The 21,755-nt window shown below is 67.5% G+C and carries 19 protein-coding genes; 6 read left to right on the top strand and 13 right to left on the bottom strand.

The features are described 5' to 3' along the window. Positions 1-27 precede the first annotated feature (27 nt). A complete protein-coding gene (rimO, locus tag AC3WVS_RS28785; RefSeq protein ID WP_492321368.1) occupies positions 28-1,386 on the bottom strand; it encodes a 30S ribosomal protein S12 methylthiotransferase RimO in 1,359 nt (452 codons plus the stop codon). 156 nt (positions 1,387-1,542) lie between these two features. After that, positions 1,543-2,511 carry a tRNA dihydrouridine synthase gene (locus AC3WVS_RS28780; protein WP_492321367.1) on the bottom strand — a complete coding sequence of 323 codons (969 nt, stop codon included), beginning with the start codon at positions 2,509-2,511 and terminating at the stop codon, positions 1,543-1,545. 373 nt (positions 2,512-2,884) lie between these two features. Here AC3WVS_RS28780 and AC3WVS_RS28775 point away from each other — a divergent pair, with 373 nt between their 5' ends. Next, entirely contained in the window at positions 2,885-3,175 is a 291-nt protein-coding gene (locus AC3WVS_RS28775) for an addiction module antidote protein (protein WP_492321366.1), read from the top strand. A 55-nt stretch (positions 3,176-3,230) separates the two neighbouring features. Here the strand turns inward: AC3WVS_RS28775 and phaR are convergent, their stop codons facing one another. From phaR to AC3WVS_RS28755, 4 genes are all read right to left on the bottom strand, one after another. Then, positions 3,231-3,782, bottom strand: coding sequence for a polyhydroxyalkanoate synthesis repressor PhaR (gene phaR / locus AC3WVS_RS28770; protein WP_010810130.1), 552 nt, complete (start codon positions 3,780-3,782; stop codon positions 3,231-3,233). A gap of 436 nt (positions 3,783-4,218) precedes the next feature. Continuing rightward, on the bottom strand, positions 4,219-4,959 hold the full coding sequence (locus AC3WVS_RS28765) for a 3-ketoacyl-ACP reductase (protein WP_010810131.1): 741 nt from the start codon (positions 4,957-4,959) through the stop codon (positions 4,219-4,221). A gap of 76 nt (positions 4,960-5,035) precedes the next feature. Beyond that, a complete protein-coding gene (locus tag AC3WVS_RS28760; protein ID WP_492321365.1) occupies positions 5,036-6,217 on the bottom strand; it encodes an acetyl-CoA C-acetyltransferase in 1,182 nt (393 codons plus the stop codon). A gap of 84 nt (positions 6,218-6,301) precedes the next feature. Beyond that, positions 6,302-8,071, bottom strand: a complete 1,770-nt coding sequence (locus AC3WVS_RS28755; RefSeq protein WP_492321364.1) for a class I poly(R)-hydroxyalkanoic acid synthase — start codon at positions 8,069-8,071, stop codon at positions 6,302-6,304. A 447-nt stretch (positions 8,072-8,518) separates the two neighbouring features. Between AC3WVS_RS28755 and AC3WVS_RS28750 the strand changes: the two genes are divergently transcribed. Next, positions 8,519-8,722, top strand: a complete 204-nt coding sequence (locus tag AC3WVS_RS28750; protein ID WP_492321363.1) for a hypothetical protein — start codon at positions 8,519-8,521, stop codon at positions 8,720-8,722. 13 nt (positions 8,723-8,735) lie between these two features. On the opposite strand, the gene pgeF is transcribed toward AC3WVS_RS28750, so the two are convergent. Beyond that, the gene (pgeF, locus tag AC3WVS_RS28745) at positions 8,736-9,533 is read right to left on the bottom strand and encodes a peptidoglycan editing factor PgeF (protein WP_492321408.1); all 798 of its coding nucleotides are present in this window, start codon (positions 9,531-9,533) and stop codon (positions 8,736-8,738) included. Next, on the bottom strand, positions 9,517-10,779 hold the full coding sequence (locus AC3WVS_RS28740; RefSeq protein WP_492321362.1) for an RluA family pseudouridine synthase: 1,263 nt from the start codon (positions 10,777-10,779) through the stop codon (positions 9,517-9,519). The genes pgeF and AC3WVS_RS28740 overlap by 17 nt, the downstream gene beginning before the upstream one ends. Before the next feature lie 17 nt (positions 10,780-10,796). Between AC3WVS_RS28740 and AC3WVS_RS28735 the strand changes: the two genes are divergently transcribed. Further along, the gene (locus AC3WVS_RS28735) at positions 10,797-11,627 is read left to right on the top strand and encodes an outer membrane protein assembly factor BamD (protein ID WP_011615082.1); all 831 of its coding nucleotides are present in this window, start codon (positions 10,797-10,799) and stop codon (positions 11,625-11,627) included. An 81-nt stretch (positions 11,628-11,708) separates the two neighbouring features. On the opposite strand, the gene yoaA is transcribed toward AC3WVS_RS28735, so the two are convergent. The 3 genes from yoaA to AC3WVS_RS28720 all read right to left on the bottom strand — a co-directional run bounded on the left by yoaA (position 11,709) and on the right by AC3WVS_RS28720 (position 14,945). Continuing rightward, positions 11,709-13,844 carry a DNA repair helicase YoaA gene (yoaA, locus tag AC3WVS_RS28730; RefSeq protein WP_492321361.1) on the bottom strand — a complete coding sequence of 712 codons (2,136 nt, stop codon included), beginning with the start codon at positions 13,842-13,844 and terminating at the stop codon, positions 11,709-11,711. Positions 13,845-13,915: 71 nt separating this feature from the next. Next, positions 13,916-14,119: a DUF465 domain-containing protein gene (locus tag AC3WVS_RS28725; RefSeq protein WP_010810139.1), complete on the bottom strand. Its 204-nt coding sequence runs from the start codon at positions 14,117-14,119 to the stop codon at positions 13,916-13,918. Between the two features lie 34 nt (positions 14,120-14,153). After that, positions 14,154-14,945, bottom strand: coding sequence for a hypothetical protein (locus AC3WVS_RS28720; RefSeq protein WP_492321360.1), 792 nt, complete (start codon positions 14,943-14,945; stop codon positions 14,154-14,156). 169 nt (positions 14,946-15,114) lie between these two features. Between AC3WVS_RS28720 and AC3WVS_RS28715 the strand changes: the two genes are divergently transcribed. Continuing rightward, entirely contained in the window at positions 15,115-17,469 is a 2,355-nt protein-coding gene (locus AC3WVS_RS28715) for a Tex family protein (protein ID WP_492321359.1), read from the top strand. 58 nt (positions 17,470-17,527) lie between these two features. Here the strand turns inward: AC3WVS_RS28715 and AC3WVS_RS28710 are convergent, their stop codons facing one another. Together AC3WVS_RS28710 and AC3WVS_RS28705 are read right to left on the bottom strand one after the other, a co-directional pair. Beyond that, positions 17,528-18,883: an ATP-binding protein gene (locus tag AC3WVS_RS28710; RefSeq protein ID WP_492321358.1), complete on the bottom strand. Its 1,356-nt coding sequence runs from the start codon at positions 18,881-18,883 to the stop codon at positions 17,528-17,530. Continuing rightward, positions 18,880-19,551 carry a response regulator gene (locus AC3WVS_RS28705; RefSeq protein ID WP_492321357.1) on the bottom strand — a complete coding sequence of 224 codons (672 nt, stop codon included), beginning with the start codon at positions 19,549-19,551 and terminating at the stop codon, positions 18,880-18,882. Before AC3WVS_RS28705 ends, AC3WVS_RS28710 begins: the two co-directional genes overlap by 4 nt. 217 nt (positions 19,552-19,768) lie before the next feature. Here AC3WVS_RS28705 and AC3WVS_RS28700 point away from each other — a divergent pair, with 217 nt between their 5' ends. Together AC3WVS_RS28700 and AC3WVS_RS28695 are read left to right on the top strand one after the other, a co-directional pair. Further along, positions 19,769-21,520 carry a glycosyltransferase family 39 protein gene (locus tag AC3WVS_RS28700; protein WP_492321356.1) on the top strand — a complete coding sequence of 584 codons (1,752 nt, stop codon included), beginning with the start codon at positions 19,769-19,771 and terminating at the stop codon, positions 21,518-21,520. A 44-nt stretch (positions 21,521-21,564) separates the two neighbouring features. Further along, positions 21,565-21,755: NAD-dependent epimerase/dehydratase family protein (locus AC3WVS_RS28695; protein ID WP_492321355.1), on the top strand; the 191-nt coding region annotated here is incomplete at its 3' end.

Here is a 21,755-nt window from a genome sequence, read left to right as displayed (position 1 = left end):
GGCGTACTTTTACCTAATCAACCCGTTTCAGACCTCGCCCCACAGGTCGTGGCCATCGGCGCCGGTGATCTTCACCTCGACGAACTCGCCGGCGCGATAGCGCTGGGAGTGGCGTTCCGGCGGCGCGATATAGACCAGGCCGTCGATTTCCGGCGCATCCGCGGACGAACGGCCGATGCCGCCATCCTGGTTGACCTCGTCCACCAGCACGCGCAGGGTCTGGCCGACCTTGCGCTGCAGGCGGCGTGCCGAGACCGCTTCGGCCACTTCCATGAAGCGGGCGCGGCGTTCCTCGCGCACCTCGTCGGGCAGCGCGCCCGGCAGGTCGTTGGCGGTGGCGCCCTCCACCGGCGAGTAGGCGAAGCAGCCGACGCGGTCCAGTTCGGCTTCGGCGATAAAGTCGAGCAAGGTCTGGAACTCCGCCTCGGTCTCGCCCGGGAAGCCGGCGATAAAGGTGCTGCGGATGGTCAGCTCAGGGCAGATCTCGCGCCAGGCGCGAATCCGGTCCATGGTCTTCTCGGCATTGGCCGGGCGCTTCATGCGCTTGAGCACGTCCGGGTGCGCGTGCTGCAGCGGCACATCGAGGTACGGCAGCACATGGCCTTGGGACATCAGCGGGATGATCTCGTCCACGTGCGGGTACGGGTAGACGTAGTGCAGGCGCACCCACGCACCGTACTGCGCGGCCAGCTCGCCGAGCGCCGCCACCAGTTCGGTCATGCGGGTCTTGAGCGGGCGGCCGTTCCAGAAGCCGGTGCGGTACTTGACGTCGACGCCGTAGGCACTGGTGTCCTGCGAGATCATCAGCAATTCCTTGACGCCGGCCTTGAACAGGTTCTCGGCCTCCAGCATGACCTCGGCCACCGGGCGCGACACCAGGTCGCCGCGCATCGACGGGATGATGCAGAACGAGCAACGGTGGTTGCAGCCCTCGGAGATCTTCAGGTAGGCGTAATGCTTGGGCGTCAGCTTGATGCCGGCGGCCGGCACCAGGTCGGTGAACGGGTCATGCGGCTTGGGCAGGTGCGTGTGCACCGCCTGCATCACCTCGCCCAGCGCATGCGGGCCGGTCACGGCCAGCACCTTGGGGTGCACCGACGACACGATGTCGTGGCCCGCCGCATCCTTCTTCGCACCCAGGCAGCCGGTGACGATGACCTTGCCGTTCTCGGTCAGGGCCTCGCCGATGGCGTCCAGGCTCTCCTGCACGGCCTCGTCGATAAAGCCGCAGGTATTGACCACGACCAGGTCGGCGCCGTCGTAGGTGCCGCTGATGGCATAGCCCTCGGCGCGCAGCTGGGTGATGATCTGCTCGGAGTCGACCAGGGCCTTGGGGCAGCCCAGGGAAACGAATCCCACACGCGGACTATGGTCTTTCTGGGTCATTGATTCTGAAGGGTTTTTCACAGTGCAATCCGAATGTGGGGGCGGGCGCGGCGGAATATGCGGGGACAAGGCCGGCAGCCGGTGAGCCAATCGCGCATTTTAACCGTTTGCCATGAATTCTCGGCGCCTGACTCCACACATGTGGCCCAGGCTGCGTCATTCCGGCGCGGTCGCGGCTCCCGGCAGGCCTTCCAGGACTCGCTCTATCTCCAGCGAGTCCTGCATGCGCCGGATGGCCGCATGCAGTTCGGCGGCCTGTGGCCAGGTCCGCTTGAGATAGCTGAGCCACAGTTTCACGCGCCCATGCTCATGGCACGAGGCGATACGGGCATGCAGCTTTTTCAGGTAGGTGGCGATCTGGCGCAGCACCAGCGGCCACTCCTGGTCCGACGGCGAACTGTCCATCAGCCCGCGAATGCGCAAGGCCAGGAAAGGATCGGACACGGCGCCGCGCCCGATCATCACGTCGGCGCAACCGCTGACGGCCCGGCAACGCTCCCAGTCGGCGACGGTCCAGACATCTCCGTTGGCAATCACCGGCACGTCCACCGCCGCCGCAATGCGCGCGATCCAGTCCCAGTGGGCCGGCGGCCGGTAGCCATGGTCCCGCGTCCGGGCATGCACGACGAGCGAAGCCGCGCCGCCTTCGGCCAGCGCCGTGGCGCAATCAATGGCCAGCGAGGTATCGGACACGCCCAGCCGCATTTTTGCCGTCACGGCGATATGGGCCGGCACCGCCGCGCGCACGGACGCAACGATCCGGTTCAACAACTCAGGGTTCGTCAGCAGCATGGCGCCGCCGCCATGCCGGTTGACGACCTTGGCGGGACAGCCGAAGTTCAGGTCGATGCCATGCGGCGACAAGGTCGCGGCATAGGCCGCATTGCGCGCCAGCCATTCCGGATCGCTGCCGAGCAACTGGATCACCATCGGCGTGCCGCTGCGGGTATAGCCGCCGGCGAGGATTTCGGGCGTATCGCGCTCGTAGACGCGGGCTGGAAGCAACGAACCCGTCACTCGGACGAACTCGGACACACAGCCGTCGTAGCCGCCGGTGTCGGTCAGCACGTCGCGCAAGACGTAGTCGGCAAGCCCTTCCATGGGGGCCAGGAACAGCCGGCTCATGGCGAAGCCTTCACCGAAGCGGAGAGCCGGGCCTTAAAGGCCGGACGAGCAAATTGGATAACGGAGGGCATGGGGTTTCGCGCACAAAAGGCGAGTCCACACTGAGCCGCCGCTGGAAGAAAGTTGCGTGATTGCGTGCGCCTGGGGGACGCAGACCGCGCATTCTACCTGCTTTGCGTCTGCCCACGGCTCGGGCTACCGCATCTAATTTAGCAACGCGGCGAGGTACAAGACCGCTTGCTGAATGGGAACCCCGGCGACGTTAAAGCCCTTGGCGGTGGGATCAGCGAAATGCGCGTGGATCAAGTCGACCCGGCACGCTGATTTGGAAAGAGCACACAATCTGGCGGCCAATCTTGATCTGGAGTGAGCCATGAAAGAACCAACCCGCCCTTGGGACTCCACTGAGCATCTGAGGAACGAGCAGGAGATCGCCGCCTACCTGGATGCCTGCCTGGCCGAGGCCGGCGACGACGATCGATTCATTGCCTACGCGCTCGGCGTGGTGGCACGCGCGCGCGCCATGACGCGACTGGCGCGCGAAACGGGGCTTTCGCGCGAAAGCCTCTACCGCTCGCTGTCAGGCGAAGGCAATCCGGAGTTCGGGACGATCTGGAAGGTGATGCGGGCGCTGGGCATCGGCCTGCATGCGAGCGCTGGCTGAGTGCCAGCCAGCGTGCGGGATATGCGGCGGACCGGGGCCCGCCGCTGCCGGTGTCTTACTTCTTGTCCGGCTGGTTGAACGGGAACGTCCCGAACATATTCTTGGCCTGGCTTTGCATCTGCTCCTGCATCTGCACGAACAGGTTCTTGCTCTGCTCGATGTAGTTGCTCATCATGCCCTGCATCATCGGGCCCTGCATGTTCATGAACTGCGACCACATGTCGGGGCTGAAGGTTTCGCCGGAATACAGGCCCTTGGAGTTCTCGGCCAGCTTGTTCTGGATGTCGATGAAGGCCTGGATGTTCTTTTCCAGGTAGGTGCCCATCATGCCTTGCATGGCATGGCCGTAGAAGCGGATGATCTGCGACAGCATCGCGCTGGAGAACATCGGCACGCCGCCCGTTTCTTCTTCCAGGATGATCTGCAGCAAGATGCTGCGGGTCAGTTCGTCACCAGACTTGGCGTCGACGACCTTGAATTCTTCTGAATCCATGACCAGCTGCTTGACGTCGGCCAGGGTGATGTAGGTGCTGGTCTGGGTGTCGTAGAGCCTGCGGTTCGGATACTTTTTGATCAGTCGCTCTGCGCCTTTTTTGGTCGTGGCCATCGGTGCTCTGTCCTTGTGTCATCGCTGTTTGCGCGCTGCTGCACCGCATGGGGTGCAGTGCGCAAATCGGTATCGCCCGCGCCATCTGCTTGTTGTCGTGCCGGCCATCTGGTGGCCCGTTCGCGCATGGCTGCGCGTGGCGGCCTGCAACCTCGCCCCCGCGAGGGCCGCGCTGCACGAACATGGTGCTGGCTGCGCCGCTGCCCTGATTCTATGCCCAACAAGGCACTAAGAAAAGCGACCGGGCTTAAGGAAAACCCGGTGAATTGGCGCAAAAAGGGAGGAATGCCGCGCTGGCAGAAACGATTCGCGGGCCTTGACGGCCCGCGAAACGGGCGGCGAAACGAAGCGCCCGCCGCCTTGTGCGCCGCGCTGGCTGCACCGCAATACGCGGGCGCCAGCGCCGGCTGCCGACTGGTTGAACCAGGCCGGCAGGTCAGCCCATATGCAGGCCGCCGTTGAGCGAGAAGTCGGCGCCGGTCGAGAAACCGGACTCCTCCGACGACAACCAGGCGCAGATCGAGGCGATCTCTTCCGGCAGGCCCAGGCGCTTGACCGGAATGGTCGCGACGATCTTGTCGAGCACGTCCTGGCGGATCGCCTTGACCATGTCGGTGGCGATATAGCCCGGAGAAACCGTGTTGACGGTCACGCCCTTGGTCGCCACTTCCTGCGCCAGCGCCATGGTGAAGCCATGCAGGCCGGCCTTGGCGGTGGAGTAGTTGGTCTGGCCGAACTGGCCCTTCTGCCCGTTCACCGACGAGATGTTGACGATGCGGCCCCAGCCACGGTCGGCCATGCCGTCGATCACCTGCTTGGTGACGTTGAACAGCGAGGTCAGGTTGGTGTCGATCACCGCATCCCAGTCGGCGCGGGTCATCTTGCGGAACACTACGTCGCGGGTGATACCGGCGTTGTTGATCAGCACATCGACCTCGCCGACCTCGGACTTGACCTTGTCGAATGCGGTCTTGGTCGAGTCCCAGTCAGCCACATTGCCTTCCGAGGCAATGAAATCGAAGCCCAGGGCCTTCTGCTGCTCCAGCCACTTTTCGCGGCGCGGCGAGTTGGGGCCGCAACCGGCCACCACACGAAAGCCATCCTTGGCCAGTCGCTGGCAAATGGCGGTTCCGATACCACCCATGCCGCCGGTCACATACGCAATGCGCTGAGTCATGTCCACTCCTTGATTGGCTCTTCGTTATCGTCGCCGGGTCCGCGCCAACCGCGCGCGGCCCCGGAAAACCCCTTCCTTATTTGCGCTCGACTGCCAGCGCCACGCCCATGCCGCCGCCGATGCACAGCGAGGCCAGGCCCTTCTTCGCGTCACGGCGCTTCATCTCGTGCAGCAGCGTCACCAGGATACGGCAGCCCGACGCGCCGATCGGGTGGCCGATGGCGATGGCGCCGCCGTTCACGTTGACCTTGGAGGTGTCCCAGCCCATCTGCTGGTGCACCGCCAGCGCCTGCGCGGCGAAGGCCTCGTTGATCTCCATCAGGTCCAGGTCCTGCGGGGTCCACTCGGCGCGCGACAGGGCGCGCTTGGAGGCCGGCACCGGGCCCATGCCCATCACCTTGGGATCGACACCGGCGTTGGCATAGCTCTTGATCGTGGCCAGCGGGGTCAGGCCCAGTTCCTTGGCCTTGGCCGCCGACATCACCACCACCGCGGCGGCGCCGTCGTTCAGGCCCGAGGCGTTGGCCGCGGTCACCGTGCCGGCCTTGTCGAAGGCGGGCTTGAGGCCGGACATGCTGTCCAGCGTGGCGCCCTGGCGCACGAACTCGTCGGTCTTGAAGGCCACCGGGTCGCCCTTGCGCTGCGGGATCAGCACCGGGACGATCTCTTCGTCAAACTTGCCGGCCTTCTGCGCGGCTTCGGCCTTGTTCTGCGAACCGACGGCGAACTCATCCTGCGCCTCGCGCGTGATGCCGTATTCCTTGGCCACGTTCTCGGCGGTGATACCCATGTGGTACTGGTTGTACACGTCCCACAGGCCGTCGACGATCATGGTGTCGATCAGCTTGGCATCGCCCATGCGGAAACCGTCGCGCGAGCCCGGCAGCACGTGCGGGGCGGCGCTCATGTTTTCCTGGCCGCCGGCCACCACGATCTCGGCGTCGCCCGCCATGATCGCGTTGGCGGCCAGCATCACGGCCTTCAGGCCCGAGCCGCACACCTTGTTGATGGTCATGGCCGGCACCATCGCCGGCAGGCCGGCCTTGATCGCGGCCTGGCGTGCGGGGTTCTGGCCCGAACCGGCGGTCAGCACCTGGCCCATGATGACTTCGCTCACCTGCTCCGGCTTGACGCCGGCGCGCTCCAGCGCGGCCTTGATGACCACGGCACCCAGTTCCGGTGCCGGGATCTTGGCCAGCGAGCCGCCAAACTTGCCGACCGCGGTGCGGGCGGCGGATACGATGACAACGTCAGTCATTGTGTAGTCCTTTCAATGGAAACGGGAGGGAACCTGCAGGCCTGCCGGCGCCGTGCATGACGCACGCCGGCACTCATGCAAGCGTCATGCCTTGGCTTTGACGTATCGCCCAGGCGCGGGTTCGATCGCGCGATAGCGCGCATTGCCATAGTTGGCGGGCGCGGCGCGTTTAGCGCCGGCCTGCCCGGCCAGCCATGCGGTCCAGTCCGGCCACCAGCTGCCGTGATGCTCGGTGGCGCCGGCCAGCCATTGCTGCGGCGACTCCGGCAACGCATCGTTGGTCCAGTGGCTGCGCTTGTTCTTGGCCGGCGGGTTGATCACACCGGCGATATGGCCCGACGCACCCAGCACGAAGCGCAGCTTGTTCGCCAGCAGCGCGGTCGAGGCATAGGCCGCGGTCCACGGCACGATATGGTCTTCGCGCGAGCCGTAGATGTAGGTCGGCACGTCGATGCTGGCCAGGTCCACCGGCACGCCGCACACAGTCAGCTTGCCCGGCACCTTGAGCTCGTTCTGCAGGTAGGTGTGGCGCAGGTACCAGCAGTACCACGGCCCCGGCAGGTTGGTGGCGTCGCCGTTCCAGAACAGCAGGTCGAACGGCACCGGCGTGTTGCCCTTCAGGTAGTTGTCGACCACGTAGTTCCACACCAGGTCGTTCGGGCGCAGGAACGAGAAGGTGTTGGCCAGCTCAAGGCCACGCAGCAGCGCGCACGGCGCGCCGGCGGCGCCGCCCAGCGTGGCCTCGCGCAGCTGCACATGGCCCTCGTCGACAAAGACGTCGAGGATGCCGGTGTCGGCAAAGTCCAGCAGCGTGGTCAGCAGCGTGACGCTTGCGGCCGGGTGCTCGCCGCGCGCGGCCAGCACCGCCAGCGCGGTCGAGACAATGGTGCCGCCCACGCAGAAGCCGAGCACGTTGATCTTGTCCTGGCCGCTGATGTCGCGCGCGACTTCGATGGCGCGGATGGCCGCGTGCTCGATGTAGTCGTCCCAGGTGCTGCCGGCCATGCTGGCGTCCGGATTGCGCCACGACACCAGGAACACCGTATGTCCCTGCTCCACCACATGGCGCACCAGCGAGCTCTCCGGCTGCAGGTCCAGGATGTAGTACTTGTTGATGCACGGCGGCACCATCAGCAGCGGGCGCACGTGCACCTTGTCGGTCAGCGGCTTGTACTGCAACAGCTGGAAGTACTCGTTCTCGAAAACCACGGCGCCTTCGGTCACCGCGACATTGCGGCCGACCTCAAACGCGCTCTCGTCGGTCTGCGAGATCTTGCCGCGCGTCAGGTCTTCCATCATGTTGCGCACGCCGGCACGCAGCGATTCGCCGCCCGACTCGATCAGCAGGCGCTGCGCCTCGGGATTGGTGGCAAGGAAGTTGGCGGGCGACATCGCATCCACCCATTGCGAGATCGCGAAGCGGATGCGCTGGCGCGTCTTGGCATCGGCCTCGACGGCATCGGCCAGCTCGGTCAAGGCGCGCGCATTGAGCAGATAGAACGCGGCAGCGAAGCGATATGGGAGGTTGGTGCGCCATGCGTCGCCGGCGAAGCGCCGGTCGTGCAGCGGACCGGTGGCCTCGGCCTTGCCCTCGGCCATGGCCTGCCACAGGGCTGAGAAGTCCTTCATGTAGCGCTGCTGGATATCACCCAGCTGCGCCGGCGCGATCTTGACGCCTGCCAGCGCATCCAGGCCCGGAATGCCGGACGCGGCCGCGTGGCCGTTGCCTTCAGTGCCCTGCCACTGGTGGGACCATTCCAGCCATGTGGCTGGATCGAATGGCCCCGGCGTGAACTTGAATGGTTGGGACTTGCCTTCCTGAGTGGAAGCTGCCGCGCCTTTGCCGGTCGCCATGATTTGATTGTCTCTCTGCCGTCACTATTCGAACCGGCTCCGGGCATTGCCCTGGCCGGCACTTTGCATGGGGAGATGCTATCCGAATGGACCCGGCTTGCGCCTCCCCCAAAGCGGGAGGGTCTGCCGGCACATCTGCCCTGGAACTGGCGGGAAGCCCTCGACCGCACCTGCTGCGGCCGTGGCTTGCGTCCATTCCGATAGCGGCTCCCCTTTTATCCGGCAAGCGCGACATCCTCGCATGGCAACGCCATGCGCTATGCTTGCCGGAGAAACCTGGGAATCGTCAGCGATTCCGAGACATTTGAGCCCATTGTTGCCTTGCAACGCACGCGCTGTCAATGCGGGAATCCGCCTCGGCGCTGCGCGCTTCCCGACCTACCGGACGGTATGCAGCGCTCGCATCTGCCGTGGCCACAGAGCATAGGCGAGAAGGATGAATTTTTGATGTACATCGTGGCCATTGGCTGGCTCTACGTGGCGCTGATGATGGCGATCACCGAGCACAACGTGGTGGCAGGGGTTGCCACCTTCCTGATATATGGCGTGGCACCGGTGGCGCTGGTGCTCTACATCATGGGCACGCCCGGCCGGCGCCGGCGCAAGGCCGAAGCCGAGCGCGCGCAGGCGGCCAGGGGCCAGGACGAGTGAGGCAGCGGCGGGCTCAGTCCGCCAGCCAGACCAGGCTGGCCATGCGGCCGGTCACGCCGTCGCGCCGATAGGAGTAGAAGCGACCGGCGTCGGCCACGGTGCAGGCGTCGCCGCCGTAGACCTCGGTGCAGCCGGCGCGCGCCAGCCGCGTGCGCGCCAGCGCATAGATGTCGGCAAGGTACTTGCCCGGGGCACCAGGGCGGAACGCTGCGGCAACCGCGGCCTGCTCATCGGCGCGTGCCTGGGCCAGGAAGGCATCGCGCACTTCGGCACCCACCTCGAACGCATCGGGGCCGATGGCCGGCCCCAGCCATGCCAGCCAGCGCGCGGCGCCGGCAGCGGCCTGCATCCGTGACAGCGTGGCTTCGATCACGCCGCTGCACAGGCCGCGCCAGCCCGCATGCGCCGCGCCCACCACCATACCCTGCGCATCGCACAGCAGCACCGGCAGGCAATCCGCCGTCATCACGGCGCAGACGTGGCCGGGTGCCAGCGCCAGGCTCGCGTCGGCCTGGGGCACGGGCGCGCCCGGGGCCGCAACATGGTCGACCGTGGCCACCGCGCAGCCATGCACCTGCTCCAGCCATTGCGGCATCGACGGCAGGCACGCGGCCAGCCGCGCACGGTTGCGCGCCACGTCGGCGGGGTCGTCGCCAACGTGGGTGCCCAGGTTCAGGCCGCCCGGGGCACCGCCGGCAAGCCCGTACGGGCCCTTGCTGACACCGCCCTGGCGCGTGGTTGACAACGCGCGCACACGCGCCGGCGCGGGCCAGTCAGGGACCAGCCAGGCGCGATCAGGCGCTGCGCTCATCGTCATCGTCGTCACCGTCTTCGTCATCACCGGCGTATTCCCAGTGGGCCTCGCCGCCTTCCCAGACTTCGTCCCAGCCTTCTTCTTCCTCGTCGGCCTGCGCGCTGTCAAAATCCAGCGCATCGATCAGCGCCTGCAGGTCTTGCGGCGGCTGCGCGGTCCAGGACATGCGCTTGCCGGTGGCCGGATGCACCAGGCCGAGCTGGTACGCATGCAGCGCCTGGCGCTCATACGGCACCGGCAGCGGTGCGCGGACTGCCGGGCGCTGCCCGCGCTGCGTGGCGCGGAAGTAGACCGGGTCGCCCACCAGCGGGTGGCCGATCGACTCGAAATGCACGCGGATCTGGTGTGTGCGGCCGGTCTCCAGCTTGCACATCACCATCGACACGAAGCCCCGCCCCAGCGGCACCGTGGCCAGCGTGCGGAAATGCGTGCGCGACGGCTTGCCGCTGGCGGTATGCACGACCGCCATGCGCGTGCGCTCGCGCGGGTCGCGGCCGATGGGCGCGTCGATGGTGCCCTCGTCATAGGTGCGGCCCCACACCAGCGCGATATAGGTGCGCTTGACCGTGCGCGCCTGCAGCTGGCGCACCAGGTCGGTCTGCGCGGTGAGCGAGCGCGCCACCACCATCAGGCCGGAGGTTTCCTTGTCGAGCCGGTGCACGATGCCCGCGCGCGGCAGCGACGCTGCGGCGGGGTCGCGGTGCAGCAACCCGTTAAGCACGGTGCCGCTCCAGTTGCCGGCTGCCGGATGCACCACCAGCCCGGCGGGCTTGTTGATCACCAGCAGGGTGTCGTCTTCATAGACCACGTCCAGCGGCACGTCCTCGGGCGAGAAAGCGGACGATTCCGGCGCGGCCTGCGGCTGGATCTCGATGCGGTTGCCCATCTGCACCGCATCGCGCGGCCGGCGCACGTGGCCGTCGACGCGCACCGCGCCGCTTTCGATCCACTGCTGCAGGCGGCTGCGTGAAAACTCGCTGAAGTGACGCGCGAGCAATTTATCGAGCCGCTCGCCATGCGAGGCGCTGTCCACCTCCAGCGACAGGGTCACGGCCGGCTCGGCAGCCGGCGCGCCGCCGGGCGGCGCCTCGGCAAGGTCTTCAAATTCCTCTGGACGGGCCTCGAAATCGGCCACGGACGCGGCTGCGCGCACCCGTTCTGGTGGAAGTCCTCCCACGCCAGCTCCTGCTTCGGGGTTGGGCTGGGGGCTTGGGCTATAATGCTTGACGCTATTTTTCTTCATCCGGGATACGATTGCCCATGCAATTGCAGAGCATGAAACGCGCGCGCTGGCGCACGACAATTGGAGCGGTTCTGCTCGCAGGCGGCTGCGTCATGCTGTCTGCATGCGGCCTGCTGGCGGACCAACCCGACGAGACCGCAGGCTGGTCGGCCAACAAATTATATTCGGAAGCCAAGGATGCGCTGGATGGCGGCGACTACACGCGTGCCGTCAAGCTGTATGAAAAGCTCGAAGGCCGCTATCCGTTTGGGCGCTATGCACAGCAGGCCCAGATCGATACCGCCTACGCCAACTACAAGGATGGTGAAACGGCAGCAGCCCTGGCTGCGGTGGACCGCTTCATCCAGCTGCACCCGAACCATCCCAATATCGATTACGCCTACTACCTCAAGGGCCTGATCAACTTCAACGACAACCTGGGCTGGCTGGGCCGCTTCTCGGGCCAGGACCTGAGCGAGCGCGACCCCAAGGCCGCGCGCGCCGCCTATGACGCGTTCAATACGCTGATCACGCGCTACCCGGAAAGCAAGTACACCCCCGACGCCACGCTGCGCATGCAGTACATCGTCAACTCGCTGGCCCAGCACGAAGTGCACGCTGCGCGCTACTACTACCGGCGCGGCGCGTACCTCGCCGCCGTCAACCGCGCCCAGCAGGCGCTGAAGGACTACGACGGCGCCCCGGCCAACGAAGAAGCGCTGTACATCATGGTCCGTTCATATGACGCGATGGGAATGAAGGACCTGCGCGACGACACCGCACGCGTGATGGAGCGCAATTTCCCGGACAGCGATTTCATCAAGTACGGCGCGCGCCGCAAGGACAAGTCCTGGTGGGAAGTGTTCTGACGCCGGCTGGCCAGCGGCCATAAAAAAACGGGACGTATCGGAGGATACGTCCCGTTTTTCTTTTTCCGGCACCTGTAGCGATCAGTCCGCTGCCGCGGCCTCCTTGCCGGGACCGCGCAGCGACTCCAGGAACCGCACCACCGTCGCTGCCTCACGCGTGCGCGTGAACGGCGGCAGGCTTTGCCAGATCTGCCGGCCATAGGGCTTCTCGACCAGCCGCGTATCGAAGATCGCCAGCACGCCGCGGTCCGATTCCGAACGGATCAACCGCCCCGCCCCCTGCTTGAGCGTGATCACCGCATGCGGCAGCTGGTGCACGGCAAACGGGCTCAGGCCCTTCTTCTGCAGCACTTCCATGCGCGCGGCCAGCACCGGGTCGTCGGGCGGCGCGAACGGCAGCTTGTCGATGATCACCAGCGACAGCGCCTCGCCGCGCACATCCACGCCCTCCCAGAAGCTCTGGCTTCCGACCAGCACCGCGTTGCCCAGCTCGCGGAAGCGGTCCAGCAATTCGGTGCGGCTGGCCTGGCCCTGCACCAGTAGCGGCAGGTTCAGGCCGCGCTCGGCAAACGCGTCATAGAGCAGGTCCGAGGCACGCTGCACCGCGCGCAGCGTGGTGCACAGCAGGAAGGTGCGTCCGCCGGCGGCCTCGATCAGCGGCAATGCCGCCTGCACCACCGCGTCGGTGAACTGCGGCGACTGCGGCTGCGGCATATCGCGCGGCACATAGAGCAGCCCCTGCTTCGCGTAATCGAACGGGCTGGGCAGCGTCAGCGAGCGGTCCTTGTCGAGCCCCAGCTGCGCCGCGTAGTGGGTGAAATTCCCCTTCACCGACAGCGTCGCCGAGGTGAAAACCCAGGCGCGCGGCTGGCCGTCGCGCTGGCGCGTGAAGATCGGCGCGATCGACAGCGGCGTGCGGTGCAGCTGCACAGTATGCGAGAACACCTCGACCCAGCGCACGGTTTCAGGGCCGGCGGGCAGCGCCGGCGCGGCTTCGCCTTCGCCCTCGGTCGGCTGCGGTGCCGGCGCGGGCGCGGCATCGGCGCGCCACGCGGCCAGCTTGTTGGCCAGCTCCAGCGCGCGGCGGTGGCATTGCTGCAGCGATTCGGCACGCTCGGCCTGGCTTTCGAGCATCTCGACGAAGTCTGACAGGGCCTCGTCCAGCGCATCGAGCGTTTCGTTGAAAGGCTCGGCGATACGGCGGTCGGCCTCGATCTGGCCCAGCGCCAGCCGCGCATTGTCCTTGCTGAAGGCCAGGCGCAGGTCGCGCGCGGCGCGCTCCAGCGGCGCGGCCAGCGCAACCCAGTCCACCGCATCGCGCGCGTGCGACAGGCCTTCGGCCACGGTATCGCGGGCGATTTCCAGCAGCTGGCTGGTGGACAGCGTCTCGCCGAAGAACAGCGTGGCGGTCTCGGGCAGCTGGTGGGCTTCGTCGAAGATCACGGTGTTGGCGGCCGGCAGCAGTTCCGCCATGCCGGTGTCGCGCAGCACCACGTCGGCAAAGAACAGGTGATGGTTGACCACCACCACGTCGGCCTGCTGCGCTTCCTTGCGCGCGCGCATCACAAAGCATTCCTTGTAATGCGGGCATTCCGATCCCAGGCAGTTGTCGCGCGTGGAGGTCACCAGCTGCCATACCGGCGCGTTCTCGGGAACGGACGCCAGCTCGGCCTTGTCGCCGGTGGAGGTTTCCTTGATGAAGCGGCCGATGTCGCGCAGCCACGCCGCATCCTGGCGCGACGCCAGGCGGCCGTTGGCCTGCGCGCGTTCCAGGTGGTAGTGGCAGACGTAGTTGGCGCGGCCCTTGAGCAGCGCCACCGAGACCGGCACGTTCAGCGCATGGCGCACGGTGGGGATGTCGCGCAGGAAGAGCTGGTCCTGCAGGTTCTTGGTGCCGGTCGACAGGATCACCTTGCCGCCCCACAGCATCGCCGGCACCAGGTAGGCGTAGGTCTTGCCGGTGCCGGTGCCCGCTTCGACGATGACGGAATCGTTCTGCACGATCGCGTCGGCGACGGCCTCGGCCATCTTGTGCTGCGAGGCGCGCGGCCGGTAGCCGGGAATCGCCTGGGCCAGCGTGCCGGTATCGGCAAAGATGGTGGCCAGTTCCGCGCCGCGGCTGGCGACGTCGTCGGCGGGCGCGGCAGGCGCGGGCGACCCGGCGTCGGTCAGGCTGACGGCTTCGGACGGCTCAGGAGAATCTGGAAGATCGGACAAGGCAGGGGGAGAATTTTGTATGGGCCGCCGGACAGCGCCGGCGGCGATCGGCAAGCCTGGCGCGGATGCGCTCAGGCCGGCACGTCGGGTTCGAGCTGCAGCTGCAGCAGCGTGATGGCGTCCTTCAGCTTGAGGCGGCGCTTCTTCAGCCGGCGCAGCTGCAGTTCGTCATGGACGGCATCGTTGGCAAGCCGGTCGATCAGGAAATCCAGGTCGCGGTGCTCGATCTGCAACTCCATGATGCGCCGCTCCAGGGTATTCAGGTTGCTGTCCATCTATGCCTCCGCTGCGCAGTCACGGTGCCGGACCTCAAAAGCCGAACGGGCGCGGCGCCGATGCCTGCCCCTGTTGCTCCTTCGCCTTGGCGCGGCGCTCTTCCAGCTCCTTCTGGCGCCGTTCGAGGTCGCGCTGCTTGGCCTCGTATGCCTTGGCATTCTCCTGCCGCTGGCGGGCCTGCTCGGCGCCCTTCTGCTGGGCCTCCTGCATGCGGGCATCGAAGTCAGACTGCTTCTTTTCGTACGCCTGCGCATTGGCGGCACGCTGCGGCGCCTCGCCCTGGCGCTGCGCCTCGCGCAGCTGCTGTTCCTGCTGCTTCTTCTGGAAGGCCTCGCGGCTGGACTGCTCGCTGGCCGAGCGCTTCGGCTGGCTGGCCTCGAACTCGGCGTTGCGCAGCGCCTGTTCGCGGTCGCGCTCGGCGGCGCGGTAGGCGCGTTCGGCCTCGCCTACCTCCAGTTCGCGCTTGCGCAGCACCTGCAGCTCCTCGCGCTGGACTTCCTTGGCGCTGTTGATGCAGTGGTTGACAAAGAACTTGCCGTAGCACTCGCGCTCGGCGGCGGCAAAGCGGTAGTTGGTCCAGGCGCGCGAATCCTCGACGGCCTTGCGTTCGGCGGCAAAGTCGCGCTGGCCGCTGGCGGCGGGTGGCGCCGCGGGCGCGGAAGCCTGGGCGCGCGCCTCGCGCAGCGGCATCAGCACGGCGCATGCAGCCACGGCCAGTGCAGCCAGGCGGCCGAAGCGGAACAGGGAAGTTTCAGGCACGTTGGCGAAGGTTGGCATGGCCAGGATGGTGGCCTTGGCGGCGGCCGGGCGGGACTTGACGATCATGACCGGATTCTAGCATCCGGGCCGGGCACCGGCCTGCCCTGCCGGGCCGGTGCGGACGTGCGCGGGACGCCGCCCGCCCCGCACCCGCTGCGCGCCCTGGCTGATCCCTCGCGCGCTTGTGGCAAAATGCCCCGCTTTCGACTGACTGCGTTTTTCGCCGCGCTCTCCGATGTCCAACCTGCCCGCATCCGTTTCGCAAAAGATCGTCTCGCTCATCGCGGCTGAACTGTCCGTGCAGCCCCGCCAGGTGGCCGCGGCCGTGGCGCTGCTCGACGAAGGCGCCACCGTGCCCTTCATCGCCCGCTACCGCAAGGAAGTGACCGGCAACCTGGATGACACGCAACTGCGCAACCTGGAAGAGCGCCTGCTGTACCTGCGCGACATGGAAGACCGCCGCGCTGCCATCCTCGCCTCGATCCAGGAGCAAGGCAAGCTGACGCCCGAGCTGCAAGCCGCCATCGAGGCCGCCGAAACCAAGCAGACGCTGGAAGACCTCTACCTGCCCTACAAGCCCAAGCGCCGCACCCGCGCCCAGATCGCACGCGAATGCGGGCTGGAGCCGCTGGCGCTGGCGCTGCTGGCCGATCCCACGCTGGACCCGCAGGCCGAGGCCGCCAAGTACGTCAACGGCAACCCCACCGCCGACGGCGGCGTGCCCGACGTCAAGGCCGCCCTGGACGGCGCGCGCGACATCCTGTCCGAGCAGTTCGGCGAGACCGCGGAACTGCTGGGCAAGCTGCGCGAGCACCTGTGGATCAACGGCGTGGTGTCCTCCACCGTGATGGAAGGCAAGGAAACCGCCGAGGAAGAGAAGTTCCGCGACTACTACGCCTACAGCGAGACCATCCGCACGGTGCCGTCGCACCGCGCGCTGGCGCTGTTCCGCGGCCGCAACGCGGGCGTGCTGATGGTCAAGCTGGGCCTGGGCGAAGAACAGGACGCGATGGTGCCGCACCCGTGCGAAGGCATGATCGCGCGCCATGTCGGCATCCAGCAGTTGGGCCGCCCGGCCGACAAGTGGCTGGGCGATGTATGCCGCTGGTGCTGGCGCGTCAAGGTGCAGCCCCACCTGGAAACCGAACTGCTGACACAGCTGCGCGAAACCGCAGAGAACGAAGCCATCAAGGTGTTCGGCCGCAACCTGCATGAGCTGCTGCTGGCCGCGCCGGCCGGGCCCAAGTCGGTGATGGGCGTCGACCCGGGCATCCGCACCGGCTGCAAGATCGCCGTGGTAGACAGCACCGGCAAGCTGCTGGACACCGCCACCATCTACCCGCACGAGCCGCGCCGCGACTGGAACGGCTCGCTCGCCACGCTGGCGCGCCTGGCAAAGCAGCACAATGTGGCGCTGGTGTCGATCGGCAACGGCACCGCCAGCCGCGAAACCGACAAGCTGGTGCAGGACCTGATGAAGCAGATGCCCGAGCTGAAGCTGACCAAGATCGTGGTCAGCGAGGCCGGCGCTTCGGTGTATTCGGCGTCGGAGCTGGCCGCCAAGGAATTCCCGGACCTGGACGTGTCGCTGCGCGGCGCGGTATCGATTGCCCGCCGGCTGCAGGATCCGCTGGCCGAACTGGTCAAGATCGATCCCAAGTCGATCGGCGTGGGCCAGTACCAGCATGACGTCAACCAGCGCGAGCTGGCGCGGGCGCTGGACGCCGTGGTCGAAGACTGCGTCAACGCCGTGGGCGTGGACGTCAACACCGCCTCGGCGCCGCTGCTGGCGCGCGTGTCGGGCCTGAACACGGTGCTGGCGCGCAATATCGTCGAGTTCCGCGACGCCAATGGCGCCTTCCCCAACCGCGACGCGCTGAAAAAGGTGCCGCGCCTGGGCGACAAGACCTTCGAGCAGGCGGCCGGCTTCCTGCGCATCAACGACGGCGACAATCCGCTGGACCGCTCCTCGGTGCACCCGGAAGCGTATCCGGTGGTGCAGCGCATCCTGGAACACGTGAAGAAGGGCCTGCGCGACGTGATGGGCAACCGCGACGCGCTGCGCGGCCTGTCGCCGACGCAGTTCACCGACGACTCCTTCGGCCTGCCGACCGTGCGCGACATCCTGTCCGAGCTGGAAAAGCCGGGCCGCGATCCGCGCCCCGAGTTCAAGACCGCAACCTTCCAGGAAGGCGTGGAAGACGTGAAGGACCTGCAGCCCGGCATGGTGCTGGAAGGCGTGGTCACCAACGTGGCGGCCTTCGGCGCGTTTGTCGATATCGGCGTGCACCAGGACGGCCTGGTCCACATCTCGGCGCTGTCCAGCAAGTTCGTCAAGGACGCGCACGAGGTGGTCAAGGCCGGCCAGATCGTCAAGGTCAAGGTGATGGAGGTCGACGTCAAGCGCAACCGCATCGGCCTGTCGATGCGCCTGGACGACGAGCCCGGCCAGGCCGCGGCGCGTGCCGGCGGCGACCGTGGTGACCGCGGCGGCCAACGCAACGGCGGCGGCAAGGGCTTCAACGGCGGCCGCCGCGAGGCGGAACCGGCCGGCGCCATGGCCGCGGCCTTCGCCAGGCTCAAGCGTTAAGCCGCAAGCCGATTGGCAGGACGCCCCGCTCGGGCCACCGTGCGGGGCGTCGTCGTTTTCAGCCGCCGTGCGCGATGCGCACGGCCAGGCCCTTGCCGGCGCCATCGGTACGGTTGGCGAACACAATCTCCAGCCCATGCAGCCGCGCCACGCGCTGCGCGATCGAAATGCCGAGGCCGTGGCCCTGCTCACGCTGCCCCGATCCGCTCCGGAAGAAGCGGTCGCCCAGCCGCGCCAGCACGTCAGGCGCGACGCCCGGGCCCTGGTCGCGCACGGTGACGCTGTCGGGCCGGAAATCGATGGTCACCAGCGCGCCCGGCGGGCTGTAGCGGATGGCGTTGTCAAGCAGGTTGCGCAGCAGCAGCGACAGCAGGTTGGTGTCCCCCGCCACCGGCAATGGCGCCTGCCCTTCCGGGGGCCACTCCAGCTCGACGTCGACCTGCTTCTGCTGCGCCAGCGCCAGGCAGTCGGACAGCGCCTGCTGCGCTACCGGAACCCAGTTGACCGCCTGGCGCGACGGCAGGCCGGCAGCATCTTCCAGCCGGCTCAGCGTCAGCAGCTGCGACACCAGCCGGCTGATGCGGTCGATGCCGGTAGCCACGTTGGCGCGTGCCTGCGCGCGCTCGGCGTCATCGGCCGAGCGCTCGGCGATTTCCCACTGCGCCTTCAGCGCGGCCAGCGGCGTGCGCATCTCATGGGCCGCATCGGCGGTGAGGCGCCGTTCATGCTCGATCGAATCCGACACGCGCGCCAGCAGGCGGTTCATCGCGTGCACTAGCGGCACCAGTTCGCCCGGCACGGCCTGCAGGCTGAGCGGCCGGCGGTCTTCGGGGGCACGGCCTTCGATATCGGTCGACAACGCGCGCACCGGCGCCAGCGCGCGCCGCATGAACCAGATCAGCAGGCCGATCAGCACCGGCAGGCCCGCTGCCCACGGCAGCACCTGCGCGGCGATATAGGACAGGATCAGCTCGTCGCGCTCGGCCAGTTGCTGGCCCACGCAGACGCGCCAGCCCGTGTCGGGATCATCGAGGTAGTAAAGCCGCCAGGGCTGCCTGTCGATGGTGACGTCGGTAAAGCCCTTCACACCGGGCGCACGCGGCAGCAGGTCGCCCTCGGGATCGATATGCAAGGGCTTGCCGTCCGGCAGCCAGGCGGCGATGGCAAGATCGCCCAGGCCGGCATCGCCCTGGTCACCCTCGACCAGCCCTGGCAGCCGGGTGCGCGACGGCGCCGCGGCGACGTCCACCAGCGGCACCACCGAATGCATCTGCAGCGCCATGCGCACCATGTCGGTGTCATAGAGTTCATTGATCTCGTGCCGGGCGCGCACGTAGGTCATGCCGATGGTCAGCAGCCACACCACCGGCGCGGCGATCAGCACCGCAAGGATGAGCCGGCGCTGCAACGTCATGTGCAGTCCTCGGCCGCGCCCAGCGTGTAGCCGGCGCCGCGGAAGGTGCGCACGATCTTGGGATGGATCTTGCGGCGCAGGTGGTGGATATGGACTTCCAGCGCGTTGCTTTCAATGCCGCCCTGCCAGTCATAGAGCTTGTCGCGCAGGAAGTCGCGCGTCAGCAGCCGGTTGGGGTGCGCCAGCAGCAGCTCCAGCAGCATGGCTTCGCGGCTGGTCAGCTCCAGGGGCTTGCCCTGCCAGTACGCCTGGCGCGCGGCCGGGTGGAATTCCAGCGCGCCGTGCTTCCACACTGGCGACGACAGGCCCGCGGCGCGGCGGGTCACGGCACGCAGCCGGGCCGCCAGCTCATCGAGCGCGACCGGCTTGACCAGGTAGTCGTCGGCACCGGCGTCAAGGCCGCCGATGCGGCTGTCGATCGCATCGCGCGCGGTCAGCACGATCACCGGGATGCGGCAGCCGCGCGCACGCCAGCGCGCGAGCAGCGACATGCCGTCTTCCCCAGGCAGGCCCAGGTCCAGCACCACGGCATCGTAGTGGACCACGCCGAGCGCATGGTCGGCTTCGGCACCGGTGCTGAACCAGTCGACCGCATAGTCGAGCAGCTGCAGGCCGCGCCGCAGCCCGTCGCCCAGCATCGGGTCGTCTTCAACGATAAGGATTCTCATATTCTCGGGTGGCCCGGACGTATCACGGTATTGTGCGCGCCCCGTCTTAATGTGCCATTAAGGTTCGCGAATTATCCTGCGCTCACTTTGCAGGCGCCCCGCTGTTCAACGCGGCGCGGGCCGCCAGCGTGGACATGGCCTCGCCGGCAAGCGCCTGCACGCCGCCACGCGCACCATCACTCACCCTCCCCCTTTCACGCCGAGCCGTTTGCGCATCATGCACCGTTCCGACCGCCTCGCCGCCGAGCCCGGGCTCATCAGCGCCCGGCCCGCCGCGCCGTGGCATGCCACGCGGCTGGCGGGCGTGCCCGCGGTGACGCTCGGGCTGGTGGTGCTGGCGTTCGCGCTGCTTTGGTTCGGCACGCTGGGCATGCGCCACCTGCTCGGGCCCGACGAGGGCCGCTATGCCGAGATCGCCCGCGAAATGCTGAGCACGGGCGACTGGGTCACGATCCGCTACAACGGGCTGAAGTACTTCGAGAAGCCGCCGTTCCATATGTGGGCCACGGCGGTGTCGTACGCGCTGTTCGGCATCGGCGACTGGCAGGCGCGGCTGTGCGTGGCGCTGGCCGGCATCGCCGGGCTGGGAATATCGATGCTGGCCGCCGCGCGCTGGTTCGGCGCGCGTGCGGGCTTGCTGGCCGGACTGGTGCTGGCAAGCGCGCCCATGTGGAACCTCGCCGCGCACTTCAATACGCTGGACATGACGCTGTCCGGCAGCATGGCCTGCGTGCTCGCGTGCATGCTGCTGGCCCAGCATCCGCACGCCACGGCGCCGGCTCGCCGCCGCTGGATGCTGGCGTGCTGGGCGGCCATGGGCGTGGCGGTGCTGACCAAGGGGCTGGTCGGGCTGGCGCTGCCGGGACTGGTGCTGGTGGCGTACACCTTCGTGACGCGCGACCTCGCGCTGTGGCGCCGCCTGCATGCGCCGGCCGGCATCGCCCTGATGCTGCTGGTGGCGATGCCTTGGTACTGGCTGGTGGCACGGCGCAATCCGGAATTCCTGCGCTTTTTCTTTATCCACGAGCACTGGCAGCGCTACACCTCGACCGTGCATGCGCGCAAGGGCGCGCTGTGGTACTTCATGCCGCTGCTGGTGGGCGGCTTCCTGCCGTGGCTCGGGCTGGTTCCCGGCATGGTCCGCGCGGTCGGGCAGCGTGCCGGCGTGGTTGGCGCGGGTGGGTCCAGGCCGTTCCAGCCTGCGCTGATGGCAGGGCTGTGGGCGGTGTCGATCTTCGTGTTCTTCAGCCTGTCGGGTTCGAAGCTGCCCGGCTACATCCTGCCGCTGTTTCCCGCACTGGCGATCCTGGCGGGCGCAGCGCTGGCGCGGACCGGCGACCAACCCTGGCGCAGGCAGCTGTGCGCCATGCTGGCGGTGGGAGCGATCGGCCTGCTGGCAAGCCCGGTCGTGGCCACGCTGGATTCCAACAACACCCCCAACGCGCTGTACCGCGCGTATGCCGCATGGGTGGCGCTGGCATTCGCGCTGGTGCTCGGCAGCGCCGCCATCGGGCTGTGGCTGCTGCGGCGGCATGGACGCCTGGCCAGCATCACGGCCTATGCATTCGGCATGCTGCTGGCGTTCTCCACCGCATTGCTGGGCCATGAAGCGATCGGCCGCTCCGCCTCGGGCATCGACATGGTGGCGCCGATCGAACGCGTGCTGCGCCCCGGCATGCCGCTCTACGGCGTCGGCATGCTCGACCATACGCTGCCCTTCTACCTGCGCCATCCGCTCACCATGGTGGCGCAGGCCGACGAGCTCGCTTTCGGCGCCGGGCAAGAGCCGCAGAAGTGGCTGCCGACCCTCGATGCCTTCGTCGATGCCTGGCAGCATGGCCCCCGTGCCATCGCGCTGCTCTCGCCGCAGTCATTCTCTGAACTGAGCGCGCGCGTGCCGATGCATGTCGTTGCGCGCGACTGGCGCCGCGTGGCCGTCGCCAACTTCCCCCTCGCCGGCGCGCGCTAGCCGCGCCGGCGCCTCCCGATTTCCCCTGCCATTCGTCAAATCCAATGCAAGGCAAGAAAGTACTGATCCTCGGCGTCAACGGCTTCATCGGCCATCACCTGACGCGCCGCATCCTGGAAACCACGCCCTGGGAGGTCTACGGCATGGACATGTCGTCCGACCGCCTCGGCGACCTCGTCGACCACCCGCGCATGCACTTCTTCGAGGGTGACATCACCATCAACAAGGAGTGGAT

Source organism: Cupriavidus sp. CPT47-8839-RL05A (genome assembly GCF_058792255.1).
This window is presented reverse-complemented; position numbering and strand designations above follow the sequence as displayed.

Excerpts from the sequence above, each read along its gene's own strand:
- rimO (WP_492321368.1), bottom strand. The coding sequence starts at position 1,386 with ATGACCCAGAAAGACCATAGTCCGCGTGTGGGATTCGTTTCCCTGGGC.
- AC3WVS_RS28780 (WP_492321367.1), bottom strand. The coding sequence starts at position 2,511 with ATGAGCCGGCTGTTCCTGGCCCCCATGGAAGGGCTTGCCGACTACGTC.
- AC3WVS_RS28775 (WP_492321366.1), top strand. The coding sequence starts at position 2,885 with ATGAAAGAACCAACCCGCCCTTGGGACTCCACTGAGCATCTGAGGAAC.
- phaR (WP_010810130.1), bottom strand. The coding sequence starts at position 3,782 with ATGGCCACGACCAAAAAAGGCGCAGAGCGACTGATCAAAAAGTATCCG.
- AC3WVS_RS28765 (WP_010810131.1), bottom strand. The coding sequence starts at position 4,959 with ATGACTCAGCGCATTGCGTATGTGACCGGCGGCATGGGTGGTATCGGA.
- AC3WVS_RS28760 (WP_492321365.1), bottom strand. The coding sequence starts at position 6,217 with ATGACTGACGTTGTCATCGTATCCGCCGCCCGCACCGCGGTCGGCAAG.
- AC3WVS_RS28755 (WP_492321364.1), bottom strand. The coding sequence starts at position 8,071 with ATGGCGACCGGCAAAGGCGCGGCAGCTTCCACTCAGGAAGGCAAGTCC.
- AC3WVS_RS28750 (WP_492321363.1), top strand. The coding sequence starts at position 8,519 with ATGTACATCGTGGCCATTGGCTGGCTCTACGTGGCGCTGATGATGGCG.
- pgeF (WP_492321408.1), bottom strand. The coding sequence starts at position 9,533 with ATGAGCGCAGCGCCTGATCGCGCCTGGCTGGTCCCTGACTGGCCCGCG.
- AC3WVS_RS28740 (WP_492321362.1), bottom strand. The coding sequence starts at position 10,779 with ATGAAGAAAAATAGCGTCAAGCATTATAGCCCAAGCCCCCAGCCCAAC.
- AC3WVS_RS28735 (WP_011615082.1), top strand. The coding sequence starts at position 10,797 with ATGCAATTGCAGAGCATGAAACGCGCGCGCTGGCGCACGACAATTGGA.
- AC3WVS_RS28725 (WP_010810139.1), bottom strand. The coding sequence starts at position 14,119 with ATGGACAGCAACCTGAATACCCTGGAGCGGCGCATCATGGAGTTGCAG.
- AC3WVS_RS28720 (WP_492321360.1), bottom strand. The coding sequence starts at position 14,945 with ATGATCGTCAAGTCCCGCCCGGCCGCCGCCAAGGCCACCATCCTGGCC.
- AC3WVS_RS28715 (WP_492321359.1), top strand. The coding sequence starts at position 15,115 with ATGTCCAACCTGCCCGCATCCGTTTCGCAAAAGATCGTCTCGCTCATC.
- AC3WVS_RS28710 (WP_492321358.1), bottom strand. The coding sequence starts at position 18,883 with ATGACGTTGCAGCGCCGGCTCATCCTTGCGGTGCTGATCGCCGCGCCG.
- AC3WVS_RS28705 (WP_492321357.1), bottom strand. The coding sequence starts at position 19,551 with ATGAGAATCCTTATCGTTGAAGACGACCCGATGCTGGGCGACGGGCTG.
- AC3WVS_RS28700 (WP_492321356.1), top strand. The coding sequence starts at position 19,769 with ATGCACCGTTCCGACCGCCTCGCCGCCGAGCCCGGGCTCATCAGCGCC.